This window comes from Wolbachia endosymbiont of Muscidifurax uniraptor (genome assembly GCF_054149795.1).
On the sequence record NZ_CP083727.1, the window covers coordinates 1 to 16,276 of the forward strand.

The following is a 16,276-nucleotide window of genomic DNA, read 5'->3' on the forward strand; positions in this document are numbered from 1 at the left end:
TTATACATAATGTATTACTGTTTTTAATAGCATGCTTCTAATCCTCGATACAAGCGACATTTACAAATTTTTCATTTTTTTGAAATAAAAATGATCAATTTTGATGTTTTTATACCCTTTACAACCCATCAAAAAATCACCATAATTTTTAGTATGTATTAAGTAGTATTAGCTTTTCATTTTGCAGTAAGCTATTGATTATCTTGTATTTTTCTAATTATTGTTTTTTTCTTGGTGTGGTATATGAACTTAACTAGCCCTAAGGTTTCTACTATGTTTTTTGATCAGATTATTACAGTAACGGATCACAATGTTACTTGGGAAAAAATCCAAAATTGTCTTTATAATCTTTATGGAGAAGCAACATATAATAGTTGGCTGAGTTCACTAAAATTTGTCAGTAGCAGAAATGGGGAAGTTCTTTTATCCGTGTCAACAAGGTTTATAAAAGAGTGGATTACAGTTCATTACATGAAAAAAATATTATCATTATGGCAAAGCGAAGATAAAAGTATACGTTCTATTGATATTCAAGTAATTGAGGAGAGGAATTCAAATTTTAATGTTATACTAAAAAACAGAGAGGAAAGTAATCATAATCTTGGTTCGCCGCTGGATCCAAGATTCACCTTTGATAATTTTGTAGTGGGAAAGCCAAATGAATTAGCATTTACGGCGGCAAAGCGTGTGGCAGAATCTATAGATCCAATATTAGGCAGCAATCCTTTGTTTCTATATGGTGGAGTGGGACTTGGTAAAACACATCTAATGCATGCTATAGCTTGGCACATAGTCAATTCCCCATCAGCAAAAAGAAAAGTGGTGTATTTATCAGCAGAGAAATTCATGTACCAATATATTACAGCGCTGCGAAGCAAAGATATTATGTTATTTAAAGAGCAATTTAGATCAGTAGATGTATTGATGGTAGATGATGTGCAATTTATCAGTGGTAAAGATAGTACACAAGAAGAATTTTTTCACACTTTCAATGCATTGATAGACCAAAATAAACAATTGGTTATATCAGCTGATAGGTCTCCTAGTGATCTTGATGGAGTGGAAGAAAGAATAAAATCACGACTCGGTTGGGGGTTGGTGGCAGATATTAATGAAACAACTTTTGAATTAAGGCTTGGTATATTGCAGGCAAAAGTGGAGCAGATGAATATGTATGTTCCGAAAGATGTCCTAGAGTTTTTAGCAAGGAACATAAAATCTAATATAAGAGAATTAGAAGGAGCATTAAATAAGGTTACCCATACCTCATTAATTGGAAGAAGTATGACGGTAGAATCAGCTAGTGAAACCCTAATCGATCTTCTTAGGTCAAATCATAGGTCAGTCACAATAGAAGAAATACAAAAGAAAGTAGCTGAATTTTTCAATATAAAGGTTGCAGATATGCAATCCAATAGAAGGCTTCGCAGTCTTGCAAGGCCAAGACAAATAGCTATGTATTTTGCCAAAAAATTTACGCAAAAAAGCCTACCAGATATTGGGAGAAACTTTGGTGGCAGAGACCATGCTACTGTTATACATGCAGTAAAACAAGTAGAAAATTTTATAAAGACCGACTCAAAATTTGCTGATGAAATCAATCGATTAAAAAAAACGTTTAAGTAGCGTTTTTAAAATAGCTAATAACAAATCCTAAAATGAATCGACTATAGTTTTAATCCGTTTAAGTTTAAAATCTTCTGTTAGCTTCGCAGAATACATTTCCTTATTGTGTTGATTATAGAAGGTAAATTCGTGATCATCTAAATTTAGTATTGCAAAGCCAAAGCCAAAAAAGTTTCTAACCTCGTGTGCTAAGTAGTTTTTACCATTTAAATAGTCAAATTCTACATTTTGATAAACAGATTCTTGATCTTGAGCGTGTAATGATGCACCACCGTTTCCAACTATAATTTGGTCTGGAACATTATCCATTAATAAAATCTGGGCTATATGAATGTGGCCAGAAACTATGGTAGTAACATTGCTTGGAAATTTATCTCCAAAAGCTTCGATTTGTGTAAGATTACCATGGCTTTTTAATGTCAAAAATTCTTTTTTTGGAGATCTCCAAAGCGGTTTATGAGTTAAAAACCACATGGGCTTGTCAGAACTATTTTGTATCAATTTATCAAATTGCCTCTCAAAAGCATCAATTGTGCTTTGGGTTGTAAAAATATCCTCACCGGATGAAGAGTCGAAGATAAAAAATTTCATCGGTCCAGCATCTAAGGACCAACTAGAAACGAAGTTTCCACATTTTTCAGACGAAAAGGGGTATGAATCTAGATACCTGAACCATCCTTCATAAGCTCTATCACAACTCTCATGGTTTCCACGAACAAAAAGGAAAGGGGATTGTGATAAAATATCCTTTGCAGGCTCAAACCAATCAGCGTACCAAACTTCTTTATTATATCCATAAATATCGCCACACTTTTTTGTATTTCTACATTTTGTTTGTCTATAATGATAATCACCAACATGGATAATTAAATCTGGTTTATGAAGGGCGATTGAATCTAAATTTTTTTTTAAAGGCCAGCTATCTACTGAATTACATTCCTGCTGAAATAACATATTTATTCTACAGCCCGTGTCACCAATGAAAGCAATTTTATTAACCTTTTTTGGTAATATAGGAACCCGTAGATCCTCAATACTAATGTTTTTGGCACTTGTTTGTACTGTCAGTTCACAAACTGTTTCGTTATGATCACCATTGTTAATTGAGCTGCGATTCAGCATTTCTGTTTCCTCGCCATCAACATAAACAATGGGACACATGTCATTGTCCGTAATTGCGCGTATGCTTAGTTTATTTTCTGGGATAACTTGAGACCATGTGTATAATATTTGTGCATGGACGAAATGAAAGCTAGTTATAAGAGAGAGAGCTAAAAAAATAAAGATATTAGCTATATTCATTTATATAAAAACCTAAGTTAAAAATTAGTAGTAAGGTTATCTTAAATGATTAAAATTTATAATCACAAAATTCATAATCAAATTATACAAACAATTTCTAAATTATTCTAGTATCAGATTGACACTCTAGATGAAAAATTCTAAAATGATTAAGTAATTTAAAATAATTATATAAAAACTAGAATATAGTGCGGCCGTGGTGGAATTGGTAGACACGCAGCGTTGAGGTCGCTGTGGCTCATAAGGCCTTGGAAGTTCAAGTCTTCTCGGCCGCACCAGTTTTTATCGCTGTTTAATATGGGTAAAAATGTTTATAGGAAATCAGAGTAGCAATAAGGTAGAAAGAGCTATCAGCGAAATCAGGCGCGGTCGGCCAATTGTAATATATGATGAAAGTAATTACCTATTGTTTGCTGCTGCTGAGGCTTTAGAAAGAGATTTATTTAATCAATACAAGCTTACATCAAGTAATGTATATGTTACTTTAACTTCAAGTAAGGTAAAATACATATCTCAGAATAAAGAACGTAACAGCAAACGTCTGTTGGTGAATAATTTTGATGAACTGCTCTATTTAATAAACTGTTCAAAGGAAGATTGCATAAAAGAGTTGCAATGCTCAAAGACAATAGATGAATGTGCTATTGCCTTGCTTAAGTTCTCAGAATTATTGCCATGCGCGTTAGTGGCTGATATGACTTTTGAGAATAACCATGAAATGCGAAATTGGTGCGAGAAAAATGACGTTATTGCACTGGACACGTCATTCATAAATAATTTTCAAGAAAATCAGGATGTATATGAAGTGTGCAAAACATCATTATTTTTAAAACAGACTCAAGAAGTAAATATCATATCTTATAGAACCGAAAGTGGTGGAAGAGAACATCATGCAATTATCATTGGCAATCCAGATAAAGATGACGAACCATTAGTGAGAATTCATTCTTCGTGCTATACGGGTGACTTGTTAGATAGCTTGTCATGCGATTGCAGAAGTCAGTTACATCAAGCAATTCAAATGATAGCTGACTCTGGAAGTGGTATTATATTGTATTTGATGCAAGATGGAAGAGGCATTGGTTTAACTAATAAGTTAAGAGCGTACAGTATGCAAAGAGGACATAATCTTGATACTGTTGATGCAAATAGAATATTGGGTTTTGAAGATGATGAAAGGAGTTTTGCTGTTGCAGCTAAAATGCTTAAGAAATTGAACATTAACAAAATCCAATTACTTACAAACAATGATAGGAAATTGTCAGAATTGGAAAGTAGTGGTATAGGAGTTACAAAGTGTCTACCACTTATTGTGGAACGTAATAAATATAACGATTCATATATGGAGACAAAGTTTGGTAAATTAGGCCATAGATTAAGAGTTTTTTAGCTTTTTTGCTGTAACTACTTTGTTAATTTGCTATGTTTATTAACATAAGTTAAGATTTTTAGGAATACTAAAATGCTAAGATTTTTTAAGCGAGAAAAAAATACTGAATCCTTAGATAAGGATATAAATTGGAATTCAAACCGCTACAGCACAGTTATTGCTCAAAGGAATATTCTACTTTTATTTGCATTAATATTATTAGCAACGACCTCTATCAGCATATTAGTCGTATTTAAAATTAGCACAAGTAGCACTATTGAGCCATTTGTTATAGAAATTGACAAGAAATCAGGAATAGTGCAATTGGTTGATCCTGTCACAGTAAAACAGTATTCTGCAGATGAAGCGCTAAACGATTATTTTATTTCAGAGTATATAAAAGCAAGGGAGGTTTTTGATCCATATCATTATAATTATAACTATTATACAAAGGTGAGGTTGTTTTCCTCACCTAATGTGTATAATGAATTTAGAAATTATGTAGGATCGCAGAATATGGATGATCTTTTTAATTTATATTCAGATACCAAAAGTGAATTTAAAATTCGCTCAATTCAAAAGTTGGGTAACGATGCTCTTCAGGTGAGATTTTTTGTGGAATTTACACGGAAAGATGGAAGTTCTACGAGAAAAAATAAGATAGTTATTATGTCATATAGATATGCATCGCTTGAAATGGATGATCAGCAAAGATATATTAACCCATTAGGATTTCAAGTTATTTCATATAGAGTAGATGATGAATATGTATAGGATATTATTAGTTTTAGCTTTACTTGTAAGTGGCAATTTAAACGCATCCATTAATTATAATGAGCCTATTTCTATAGATAGTAGAATAAAGACTTTTGTGTATAGCCCTAATGAAGTATTTACGGTGGTTTTTAGTCAGGGTTACTATTCTTATATTGAATTTGCGGAAGGAGAAAAAGTTAAAAATATCGCTGTTGGTGATGCATCAAGTTGGAAAATTAATCCTTATGACAATAAATTGCTTATCATGCCATTTGAAGTTAGTAGTCGCACTAACATGATTATTACGACAACTAAAAAAAGAAATTACATTTTTGATTTAATCTCAAGGCCAAACTACGATAAATACCCGGGTACTGATGCTAAGAAAGTGGATCACGATTATTCTGCTGAAAAGGATATATCTTACGTAGTACGTTTTTATTATCCTCAAGAAGAAGGTGAATTTGATGTTGATTTAGATGAGGTTTCTTTACCTACTCAAATGCAATATACTAAAGACAAGCCAGAAAAAATAATACAAGAAAATGATACGAAGTACAATTATACATATATTGATGAAGGTGGTAATGCGGATATAGTTCCGATTGAGTTATTTGATGATGGTTATTTAACCTATTTAAAATTTAGAAATAATAATAAAATACCTCAGATTTTTGTAGAAGGGGAGGATAAACCTTGTAAAAGGCTGTTATTTGATGATTATGTTATAATAAAAGGAGTACATAAAAAGCTATTTATGCGTTATGAAGATGGTGAAGTTGAAATTATAAATAGGTCACTTTAGCTGTGGTACATGCAATATGAATAAAGAAAGGCGTAACAATTCAGAAGATGAATCAGAAATAGAGAATAAGGTAGTAACAGTTGGCTCTAATCAAGGTCATAGGGCATTGATGGTCATTATTTTAGTGCTTCTGGTTGGTGGAGTGTATTATCTCTATTTTAGTCCTTCTCCTAAAGAGGGTTCAGAAGTTATTAAAAAAGAGGAAACAAAGCAAAACGTTCAAGAATTAAAAGGAAAGTTGGAACAAGTTCCAGATAATGTAATGGTTCCTGAAAGAATAATAACTGATCACTTACCACCCTTACCTCCTCTTCCTACACCACTAATCATACCAGAAATAAAACAAATTAGAAAAGAAGAAGTGATGAAAAAAGAAGAAGAGAAACCAAAAGAAACTCCTGTGTCAAATATACCTATTTTGCCAAAGCAAAATTTTCCTTCTAGTAATGTTATGGGCAATTTACCTACCTCGTTTCCTACAATAGGGGGTGGCGGTTATCCTAGAGACAGACGTAGTGCACAGATGTTGACAATTTCAGGTGGTAGTGGAGAGAACAAGGCTGCTGATGCTATTTTATCCGACACTTCAGCACAATCGAGCAAAGCTACCAGAGTAGGAAAGCTTGGTTTAATGATTACTCAAGGTAAAATTATTGATGCTGTTCTTGAAACTGCAATAAACTCTGATCTGCAAGGAATGCTGCGTGCTATGGTGAGTAGAGATGTTTATGCAGAAACTGGTGATACAGTTTTAATACCTAAAGGCTCAAGATTGATAGGCAGTTATTCATTTGACTCGAATGTTGCTAAATCTCGTGTAAATATAAACTGGAATAGAGTGATTCTGCCACATGGAATAGATATTGCAATCTCATCACTTAGTACTGACGAGCTTGGTAGAGCAGGAATAGCAGGAATAGTTGATAACAAAATAGTAAGTGCGTTATTCTCTTCAGTGACACTTGCTGGTGTTTCGATTGGTTCTGCTGTTATAGGGCAAAAGGCTTCTAATCTTGTTGATACGCTAACTATCAGAGATGCAGTAAAGTCTATCACTGCAACCGAAATAGATTTTTCTTCTCTCCAACTCATTATTGACCCAGAAAAGAAGATATCTAGTGACAAATGGAAATTAGGCCTTGGGGCTATCGGAAGAATTCGGAGTGCCAAAAGCAGACAAGATTTACTAAAAATAATGAAAGAGGAAATAGCAAAAGCACTAGGAATTGAAGAAGACGAGGTAAATATAAGCCTGGAAATTGTAAATCAACTGTTAGAACAAATTCAAAGAAAAAGCAAGTCTGTTTATGATGAAGCAATCGGGAAATCAATCGAGGATTTTTCTAAAGATATGCGGGATGTAGTGGGCAGATATACAGATAAAAAACCAACTATTTATGTTGATCAAGGCACTGCATTGAAAGTATTTGTTAACCAAGATATAGTATTTCCTCCACAGGCAATATTAAATCAATGAAATGAACTATGCTGCACTTGATACATATTTGGAGCCATTACAAGGCATATTTCAAGAAGAAGGCGTAAATGAAATATCAATAAATAAGCCAAAGGAAGTATGGATTGAAAATCGCGGTGAAATAAGGTGTGAAAAATTAGAAGTATTCGATCTTAACCATTTGAAATCTCTTGGCAGACTGATTGCTCAAGCTACAGAACAAAAACTTAGCGAAGAAGCGCCGTTACTTTCGGCAACATTACCAAATGGTTATCGTATACAGATAGTATTTCCGCCAGCATGTGAACCTGATAAAGTAGTCATGTCGATTCGTAAGCCTTCTAGCATGCAGTTAGCACTCGATGATTACGAAAAAATGGGGGCTTTTTCTGAAACTGTTACAGAAGCAAATGATAATCCAGTTGACCGTCATTTGGATTTATTGTTAAGGCAAAAAAAAATAAAAGAGTTTTTAGAATACGCTGTAATAAGTAAGAAAAATATTATAATTAGTGGTGGAACTTCCACTGGTAAGACTACTTTTACTAATGCTACTTTGCGTGCTATTCCAGCTGAGGAAAGAATTATTACTGTTGAGGATGCAAGGGAAATCGTTTTGAACGATCATCCCAATAAAGTCCATCTAATTGCCTCTAAAGGAGGGCAGGGCAGAGCAAAAGTAACCACTCAAGATTTGATAGAAGCGTGCTTACGTTTAAGGCCAGACAGAATAATAGTTGGTGAGCTCCGTGGAGCGGAAGCTTTTAGTTTTCTCAGGGCGATAAATACTGGTCACCCTGGATCAATATCAACCCTTCATGCAGATAGTCCAACAATGGCCCTTGAGCAAATAAAATTGATGGTTATGCAGGCAAATCTTGGCATTCCTCCAGACCAAATTATACCATACATTAGAAATGTGATTGATATTGTTATTCAGCTAAAAAGAACCGGTGGGGGCAAAAGAAGCATTTCTGAGATATTATTTACTAGATCTGCGAGCGAAAATGCTTAAATTTATACATAAGTTAAGGAAGAGTAGTTTATGAGTAATGGAAATCACCTACGTAATATTCTCATAGGAGGTGTAGTAGCTTTTAGCGTACTTGAGTTTTGCTTCTATCTATCTGGTATATTGTTTGTTCTGTTTGCTGATGGTCCGGATGCTGTGGATTTTAAGGCAATTAATCCTAGTTTGACGCCTTTCCCTCAAGCTCTTTGGCCAACGATTTTTGATCATATACAATATTGTTGGCATCATCCAGAGTTATATAGCCTTGAGCTCAAAATCACATTAATTATATCTTCTGCACTGCCTATCATTGTTTTAATGATTATCTTATGGAATTTAAGAGAAAGGATAATTGAGTGGCGACCATTTAAAAAGAAGGAATCACTTCATGGAGATTCGCAGTGGGCATCAGAGAAAGACATACGAAAAGCAGGATTAAGAAGCAAAAAGGGATTATTGCTTGGTAAAGATAAAAGAGGATACTTCATTTCTGATGGGTTTCAGCATGCATTGTTATTTGCACCTACAGGTTCTGGTAAGGGTGTTGGCTTTGTAATTCCTAATTTATTATTTTGGACTGACTCGGTAATTGTACACGACATAAAATTAGAAAACTATGAAATAACAAGTGGTTGGCGAGAACGACAAGGACAAAAAGTATACGTATGGAATCCAGCGCAGCCAGATGGAATAAGTCACTGTTACAATCCATTACAATGGATTAGTGAAAAACCTGGGCAGATGGTTGACGATGTGCAGAAAATAGCTAACCTAATCATGCCTGAACAAGACTTTTGGCAGAATGAAGCAAGAAGCTTATTTGTTGGAGTGGTATTATACTTACTTGCTGCACCAGAGAAAGTTAAATCTTTTGGTGAAGTTGTGCGTACGATGCGTAGTGATGACGTGGTTTATAATCTTGCTGTTGCTCTTGATACAATGGGTAAAATACTACACCCTGTAGCATATATGAATATTGCAGCTTTTTTACAAAAAGCTGATAAAGAAAGGTCAGGTGTTGTATCAACCATGAACTCATCACTTGAATTGTGGGCAAACCCATTGATTGATACTGCAACTGCGTCAAGTGATTTTAATATTCTAGATTTTAAAAAGAAGAAAATTACAGTTTATGTTGGTTTAACTCCTGACAACTTGACTAGGCTCAGGCCTTTAATGCAGGTTTTTTACCAACAGGCAACTGAGTTTTTATGTAGAAAATTGCCATCGGATGACGAGCCTTATGGCGTATTGTTTTTAATGGATGAGTTTCCTACACTTGGAAAAATGGAGCAATTTCAAACAGGTATTGCATATTTTCGTGGTTATCGAGTTAGGTTATTCTTAATTGTTCAAGATACTGAGCAGCTCAAAGGAATATACGAAGAAGCAGGGATGAACTCCTTTTTGTCAAACTCGACTTACAGAATAACTTTTGCAGCCAATAATATTGAAACAGCTAATTTAATATCGCAACTTATAGGAAACAAAACTGTACAACAAGAATCGTTGAATAAGCCTAAATTTTTAGATTTAAATCCTGCTTCAAGGTCATTACATATCTCTGAAATACAGAGAGCATTGCTATTGCCTCAAGAAGTTATTATGTTGCCACGTGACGATCAGATAATTTTAATAGAGTCGACTTACCCAATTAAATCAAAGAAAATTTTGTACTACAGTGATACCACCTTCACAAGAAGGCTGCTCAAACAAACTCGTGTGCCTACACAAGAACCATATGACCCAAACAAAGTTCTTTCTGCCGCTGCGAGCAAAGATAAGGTTAATAACGAGGGGAATAATGTTCTTGAGGGACCTAATTCAGTTGATTATCCTGCTGAAACTAAAACCGAAGATGCAGTATATGATGAATCAGATGAATTTGCAGACGAAGATATTGATGATGAAGATATCGACGATAAGTTTGAAGATGATGACGAGGAAGATGAGGATAGGAGCGATGATGGGTTTGATGACGAAGAAGAGGAGGATGAATTTGAAGATGAGGATAAATTAAAAAATGACGAGAAGTAAGGTTAACTTTGCCTATTTTTAGCTCAGAAAAGTGCAAGTTATGCAAATAATTAGGTTTTTCATATTAAGCCATTTTTAATTAATTAGTATTAGATTAGCTATTTTAACTAGGGGAGTAGTAATGATTAGTAAAAAAACATTAGCGGTTACAGCACTTGCTTTATTGTTGTCACAACAATCTTTTGCGAGTGAAACAGAAGGGTTTTACTTTGGTAGTGGGTATTATGGTCAATTTTTTAATGGCATGGGTGAACTAAAAACAAGCACTACAGATATCAAAAATTTGTCTATAAATGACAGGGATGCTCAGAACACAAAAGGTCAGTCACTAAGTGAGTATAAAGGAGATTATAATCCACCTTTTGCTGCAAATGTGGCATTTGGTTACACAGGAGAATTGGGTAACAACAGCTATAGAGCTGAATTGGAAGGGATGTATTCTTCTGTAAAAGTGGATAATGTTGGTTTAACAAGTAGTCAAATAACTGTTTCATACCTAAAGGACATTGGTAAGGATGCTGGTAAAAAAACTTATATCTATAGTGCTACAGTTAATCATGACCAAATTGAAAACATGTCTCTAATGGCAAATGTTTATCATTATTGGAAGAGTGACCGTTTCTCTTTTTCTCCTTATGTTGGGGTTGGAGTCGGTGCAACAAGAATGACAATGTTTGAAAAATCGTCAATAAGACCCGCAGGTCAATTAAAAGCTGGCCTTGATTATCACATAAACGAAGATGTAAATATGCATATCGGATATAGAGGTTTTGGTGCTATTGGTGGTGTTATTGGTGATGGTCTTAAACTTACAACGGATGCGCTTGGAGAAATTATAGATGATCCTAATAACAGGGGTAAAAAGAAGCTTGATGATCAGAGTAAACCAGCAAATGCAGCAAAAGAAGATATAAATATAGGTAATACATTGTTTTACACACACGGTATAGAGGCTGGCCTTACTTTCCACTTTGCCAGCAAAGCTTAAACATGTTGCCCTTTTAAAAAATGCATAAAACCGTTCCTGTCATCCTATGCCTTGACCATAGTAAATATAGATCCAAGTGGTCACGCTACTTGGATGACTAGCTAGAGGGTGCTGGGATGACATAGGATAATATGGGATGAAGGAAGAAAACATTAGCTATGTTTTTTGCATAACAATGCACCTCTTCATTCCTGCCAAATCATGTACATATTCCTGAAAAGCTAATTTGTATGAGGGTATTATTTTGTCAATATCATTTTGATCTTCACCTATCTCCAATATTGCAAACCCATTTTTTTTAAGGCACTTTTTCAATATTGGAAAAATACTCAAGTAACAGTTTAAACCATCAATTCCACCATCAAGAGCAATTCTTGGCTCTTTTTGCACTTCGGCTTGTAAGTCTTTTAATTTGCTTCTTTTAATATATGGAGGATTGCTAATTATCAGATCAAATGAACCTCTGCACTCTGTCCATGAGCTTGGAAATATTTTGGCTCTGCTGAGAAGATCATGTTTCTTTGTGTTCTGATAGGCAACTTTGTATGCTTCCAAGCTTTTTTCAAAACCGATACCAACGGCATATTCATGCTCACTAAGTACGGATATCAATAAACAACCTGTGCCTGTACCAAAATCTGCAATTTTTAGTCTCTGCTTTTTATTTGGGTAATATTTTAACACTGTTGAGATTAATGTTTCACTATCTGGTCTTGGATCCAAAACATGCTGGTTAACTATAAAATTTTTACTCCAGAATTCACGATTACCTATTATTTGCGATATTGGATATCTTTCCGCTCTTTTTTTTGTTAATTTCCAAAATAAAAGTTCTTTCTCCATCGGCACTTGATCAGCATGGTTCATAATTATGAATGATCTTTCCACTCCAAGTACGTGCTGCATGATGATTTCACAATCTAAATGTGGTGATTCAACTTTATGTGACGATAATAACTCCGATCCTTCTTGAATTAAAGTGCTGATTGTTTTCATTATTCTAAAAATATGTTCCTTTCAGCCAAGAATAGCAAGATGAGCTTCCAGTTTAGGGTAGCTGCACTAAATCCCGGTGTCAAGCACGCAGCTGTACGAACATTGCAATTTGCAGATCCAAGTAGCTTGACTACTTGGATCCAGCTAAGTTGGTGAGCATAAAAGTATAGCTAACGCGAGCTTTACGTCATACCGCCACGAACCGTCATACCGCGATTCATTCGCGGTATCTTAGCCGCTAACACGTAGCGGAATGACAGCAGTCCACGTCATACCGCCGCGGTATCTCTAGATCCCGCTAACACGTAGCGTGATGACGATTGTCGTTTAGCCATAAATATTTAAGAAATTTACCAAATAAAAAAAAGGCAAAAGAAGCCCCGTGGTTGGCTAATTACTTACATTATACTTTCAAGTATGGCGTTTTTTTATTCTAAACACTTAATAACCGCGATTTGGCTGCTTTTAAACCGCAACTAATCTAAATTATAAACGTTAAGAAATTTACTAAACAGAAAAAAAGGCAAAAGAAACCCTAGGGTAGCTAGTTATTCACTATCCATTTTTTAAGCTGGCGTTTTTTAATGTTTTAAATGCTTTATAAGCGCATTTCAGCTTATATTAGGTAAAAACCTAGAAATTTTATAAAGACATAGAGTGCACATAGTGCAAAAAATTAAACATGATACGCCAGATACGTGAGTTTTTTTGTCATTTAATCTGTGCAGAGAAGATAAATAAATAGCTTCAGTTTCATGATAAGGGGGCTGGCGAAGCTTGTAAAGTAATTTTTTCGTTTCTACTGAATGACAGTTGTGGCTTGGGAGGTAGTGCAAGAAGTCTACTGATGGCTTTCAAGGCAGTTGAGCTTAATTATTAGAGTAGTAATGTTTATTTTTATATTGACTATTGAGGTTTATTATTTTATAACTAAAAACTTAGTTATTTTAATGAGCTTGAGTTTATAACATATGCCTACGATAAATCAATTAATACGTAAGGGTAGATTAGGATTGACCCATAAGAAAAAGGTACCAGCTTTGGGAGAAAGCAACCCTCAAAGGAGAGGTGTTTGCACTAAGGTGTATACTACAACTCCTAGAAAGCCTAACTCAGCACTCCGTAAAGTAGCCAGAGTAAAAATTAGTGGGTATGGTGAAGTGACGGCTTATATACCTGGTGAAGGTCATAATTTACAAGAACACTCTGTTGTTTTGATACGTGGTGGGCGGGTTAAAGATTTGCCAGGTGTGCGTTATCACATAATAAGAGGTGCCCTTGATCTGCGTGGTGTGCAAAATCGAAAGAAAGCTCGTTCAAAATATGGTGTAAAGAAATCTGGTTAAAGTTTATGGCTCGTCGGAATAAAGCAAAAAAAAGAGAAATAAGTCCTGATTCGCGTTACGGCAGTGTTTTGCTGATGCGTTTCATTAATACAATCATGAAATGTGGTAAAAAATCTACTGCAGAAAAGATTATCTATGACGCTTTGTCTTTAGCTGAAAAGAAAATAAGCGAAGGTGGGTTATCAATTTTTGAGACAGCAGTAGGAAATGTTACTCCTTCTATAGAAGTGCGTTCTCGACGCATTGGTGGTGCAACTTATCAAGTACCTGTTGAAGTTCGACAAGATAGAGCGGTTTCTTTAGCGTTAAGGTGGATTGCTAAAGCAACTTCTGCCGCTCGAAAAAAGAGTGGAAAAACCACTGTTGATTGTTTGCAATCTGAAATACTGGATGCTTATAATAAACGCGGTGGTGCGTTTAAGATGTGCGAAGAAAGATATAAAATGGCTGAAGCTAATAAGGCATTTTCTCATCTTCGTTTTTAATGTTAGCTAATTAATTGTGATATGGAAATTGGAATATCTAAATACAGAAATATAGGGATAATGGCTCACATAGATGCTGGTAAGACTACCACAACAGAGCGTATTTTATTTTATACTGGTAAGCAAAATAGAATTGGTGAAGTGCACGATGGTGCAGCTTCTATGGATTGGATGGAGCAAGAAAAAGAGCGTGGTATTACAATCACATCTGCTGCAACAACATGTTTTTGGAATGATCATAGGGTCAATATAATAGACACTCCTGGTCACGTTGATTTCACTATTGAAGTTGAGAGATCTTTAAGAGTTTTGGATGGTGCAGTTGCTGTATTTGATGGAGTTGCTGGAGTTGAACCTCAATCTGAGACAGTGTGGCGTCAAGCTGATAAATATAGCGTTCCTCGTATCTGCTTTGTTAATAAGATGGATAGAATAGGGGCAAATTTTTATCGATGTGTTGATATGATAAAGACGAAGCTTGGTGCAGCACCTTTAGTTATTCATTTACCAATAGGGAGTGAGAAAGATTTCAAAGGTATAATTGACCTTATTTCTATGAAAGCCATTATATGGCAAGAAGAAACGTTGGGCGCTAAATTTTCTTATGAAGATATTCCTTCTGATTTGCTTGATAAGGCTCAAGAATATCGAAATCTTTTATTAGATGCTGCAGCTGAGATGGATGATGAAGCGATGAATACTTACTTTGAGTCTAATGATCTGCCAGTGGATTTACTGAAAAAATGCGTGAGAAATGGGACCATTAAAGGAAAATTTGTTCCTGTGTTGTGTGGATCAGCTTTTAAAAATAAAGGCGTACAACCACTTTTAGATGGTGTGGTTGACTTTTTACCTTCTCCTATTGATGTTGATGTAATTGTTGGAATTGATCCTAAAGATTCAGAAAAGAAAATTGAGGTCAAACCTTCAGAAAAAGAGAAATTTGTTGCTCTTGCATTTAAAGTGATGACGGATAAATTTGTAGGCAGCTTGACGTTTATCCGTATTTATTCTGGTAAATTAAAGTCTAAATCTACCGCTTCAAATGCGTTAAAAAACGAAACTGAAGGGATTGGCAGAATGTTACTTATGCATGCAAATAACCGAGAAGATATAACTGAGGCTAGGGCTGGAGATATAGTTGCTTTAGTTGGGCTAAAGAAAACAACCACCGGAGATACTTTATGTTCTGTTGATTTTCCTATATTATTGGAGCGTATGGAATTTCCTGAGCCTGTTATTGAAATTGCTGTGGAACCTAAAACCACTTCAGATCAGGAAAAATTAGGTATTGCTCTAAATAGGTTGGTTGCAGAAGATCCTTCTTTGAGAATGTCAGTAAATGCGGAAAGTGGCCAGACTATATTGAAAGGCATGGGTGAGCTCCATCTTGAGATTATTGTTGATAGAATGAAGCGCGAATTTAACGTTGAGGCTAACGTCGGTGCTCCTCAGGTTGCATATCGTGAAACTATCACTAGATCTGTTGAAATTGATTACACTCATAAAAAACAATCTGGTGGAGCTGGTCAGTTTGCTAAGGTTAAAATAAAATTTGAACCTCTTGAGCCTGGTTCTGGGTTTCAATTTGAAAGTAAAATTGTAGGTGGTGCTATTCCAAAAGAGTATATTCCTGGGGTAGAAAATGGCTTGGAGTTGATAAAAGAAGGTGGTATAATTTCGGGATTTCCGTTGATTGATTTTAAGGCTACCCTTCTTGATGGTGCTTTTCATGAGGTTGATTCTAGTCCTTTAGCTTTTGAACTTGCTGCTAAAGGTGCTTTTAAAGAGATGGCAAATAAAGCTGGTCCAAAAATGCTGGAGCCTATAATGAAAGTTGAAATCATTACTCCTGAAGAATATATGGGTGATGTTATGGGTGATATAAATAGTAGAAGAGGAAATGTTGCTGATATGCTCGATTTAGGTAATAATAGTAAAATAATTACTGCTTCGGTACCCCTTGCAAATATGTTTGGTTATATCAACGTTTTGCGTTCTATGTCTCAGGGAAGGGCGCAGTATAGTATGCATTTTTCTTGTTATGAGCAAGTGCCACAATATGTGGTTGATGAGTTAAAGTTAGAGTATAATTAAG

13 protein-coding genes and 1 tRNA gene are annotated in these 16,276 nt (G+C 35.1%); 12 read left to right on the plus strand and 2 right to left on the minus strand.

The genetic code is table 11. The annotated features are described in order from the left end of the window. The first annotated feature begins 243 nt into the window (after positions 1–243). Positions 244–1,626 (plus strand): chromosomal replication initiator protein DnaA, encoded by a 1,383-nt coding sequence (gene dnaA / locus LA754_RS00005; RefSeq protein WP_006279777.1) that lies wholly within the window; start codon positions 244–246, stop codon positions 1,624–1,626. Between the two features lie 27 nt (positions 1,627–1,653). Here dnaA and LA754_RS00010 read toward each other — a convergent pair whose 3' ends face one another. Further along, entirely contained in the window at positions 1,654–2,928 is a 1,275-nt protein-coding gene (locus LA754_RS00010; protein WP_006279778.1) for a metallophosphoesterase, read from the minus strand. Positions 2,929–3,118: 190 nt separating this feature from the next. Between LA754_RS00010 and LA754_RS00015 the strand changes: the two genes are divergently transcribed. From LA754_RS00015 to LA754_RS00050, 8 genes are all read left to right on the plus strand, one after another. After that, a tRNA-Leu gene (locus tag LA754_RS00015) sits at positions 3,119–3,206 on the plus strand. Between the two features lie 29 nt (positions 3,207–3,235). Then, positions 3,236–4,318, plus strand: a complete 1,083-nt coding sequence (locus tag LA754_RS00020) for a GTP cyclohydrolase II (protein WP_006279779.1) — start codon at positions 3,236–3,238, stop codon at positions 4,316–4,318. A 72-nt stretch (positions 4,319–4,390) separates the two neighbouring features. Further along, on the plus strand, positions 4,391–5,071 hold the full coding sequence (locus LA754_RS00025) for a VirB8 family type IV secretion system protein (RefSeq protein WP_006279780.1): 681 nt from the start codon (positions 4,391–4,393) through the stop codon (positions 5,069–5,071). Beyond that, a complete protein-coding gene (gene virB9 / locus LA754_RS00030) occupies positions 5,058–5,858 on the plus strand; it encodes a P-type conjugative transfer protein VirB9 (protein ID WP_174930886.1) in 801 nt (266 codons plus the stop codon). The genes LA754_RS00025 and virB9 overlap by 14 nt, the downstream gene beginning before the upstream one ends. A gap of 16 nt (positions 5,859–5,874) precedes the next feature. Further along, on the plus strand, positions 5,875–7,335 hold the full coding sequence (locus LA754_RS00035) for a TrbI/VirB10 family protein (RefSeq protein WP_006279782.1): 1,461 nt from the start codon (positions 5,875–5,877) through the stop codon (positions 7,333–7,335). 1 nt (position 7,336) lies between these two features. Further along, positions 7,337–8,329, plus strand: coding sequence for a P-type DNA transfer ATPase VirB11 (gene virB11, locus LA754_RS00040; protein WP_006279783.1), 993 nt, complete (start codon positions 7,337–7,339; stop codon positions 8,327–8,329). A 30-nt stretch (positions 8,330–8,359) separates the two neighbouring features. Further along, the gene (locus tag LA754_RS00045; RefSeq protein ID WP_077188467.1) at positions 8,360–10,363 is read left to right on the plus strand and encodes a type IV secretory system conjugative DNA transfer family protein; all 2,004 of its coding nucleotides are present in this window, start codon (positions 8,360–8,362) and stop codon (positions 10,361–10,363) included. 121 nt (positions 10,364–10,484) lie between these two features. After that, positions 10,485–11,351, plus strand: a complete 867-nt coding sequence (locus LA754_RS00050) for a P44/Msp2 family outer membrane protein (RefSeq protein WP_006279784.1) — start codon at positions 10,485–10,487, stop codon at positions 11,349–11,351. A 156-nt stretch (positions 11,352–11,507) separates the two neighbouring features. Here the strand turns inward: LA754_RS00050 and prmC are convergent, their stop codons facing one another. After that, the gene (gene prmC, locus LA754_RS00055; RefSeq protein ID WP_006279785.1) at positions 11,508–12,347 is read right to left on the minus strand and encodes a peptide chain release factor N(5)-glutamine methyltransferase; all 840 of its coding nucleotides are present in this window, start codon (positions 12,345–12,347) and stop codon (positions 11,508–11,510) included. Positions 12,348–13,318: 971 nt separating this feature from the next. Between prmC and rpsL the strand changes: the two genes are divergently transcribed. From rpsL to fusA, 3 genes are read left to right on the plus strand one after another with little or no spacing between them, the layout of a single operon-like run. Then, the gene (gene rpsL / locus LA754_RS00060) at positions 13,319–13,693 is read left to right on the plus strand and encodes a 30S ribosomal protein S12 (protein ID WP_006279787.1); all 375 of its coding nucleotides are present in this window, start codon (positions 13,319–13,321) and stop codon (positions 13,691–13,693) included. A gap of 5 nt (positions 13,694–13,698) precedes the next feature. Next, positions 13,699–14,178 carry a 30S ribosomal protein S7 gene (gene rpsG, locus LA754_RS00065; protein ID WP_006279788.1) on the plus strand — a complete coding sequence of 160 codons (480 nt, stop codon included), beginning with the start codon at positions 13,699–13,701 and terminating at the stop codon, positions 14,176–14,178. Positions 14,179–14,199: 21 nt separating this feature from the next. Then, positions 14,200–16,275 carry an elongation factor G gene (gene fusA / locus LA754_RS00070; RefSeq protein ID WP_077188470.1) on the plus strand — a complete coding sequence of 692 codons (2,076 nt, stop codon included), beginning with the start codon at positions 14,200–14,202 and terminating at the stop codon, positions 16,273–16,275. Position 16,276: the final 1 nt, after the last annotated feature.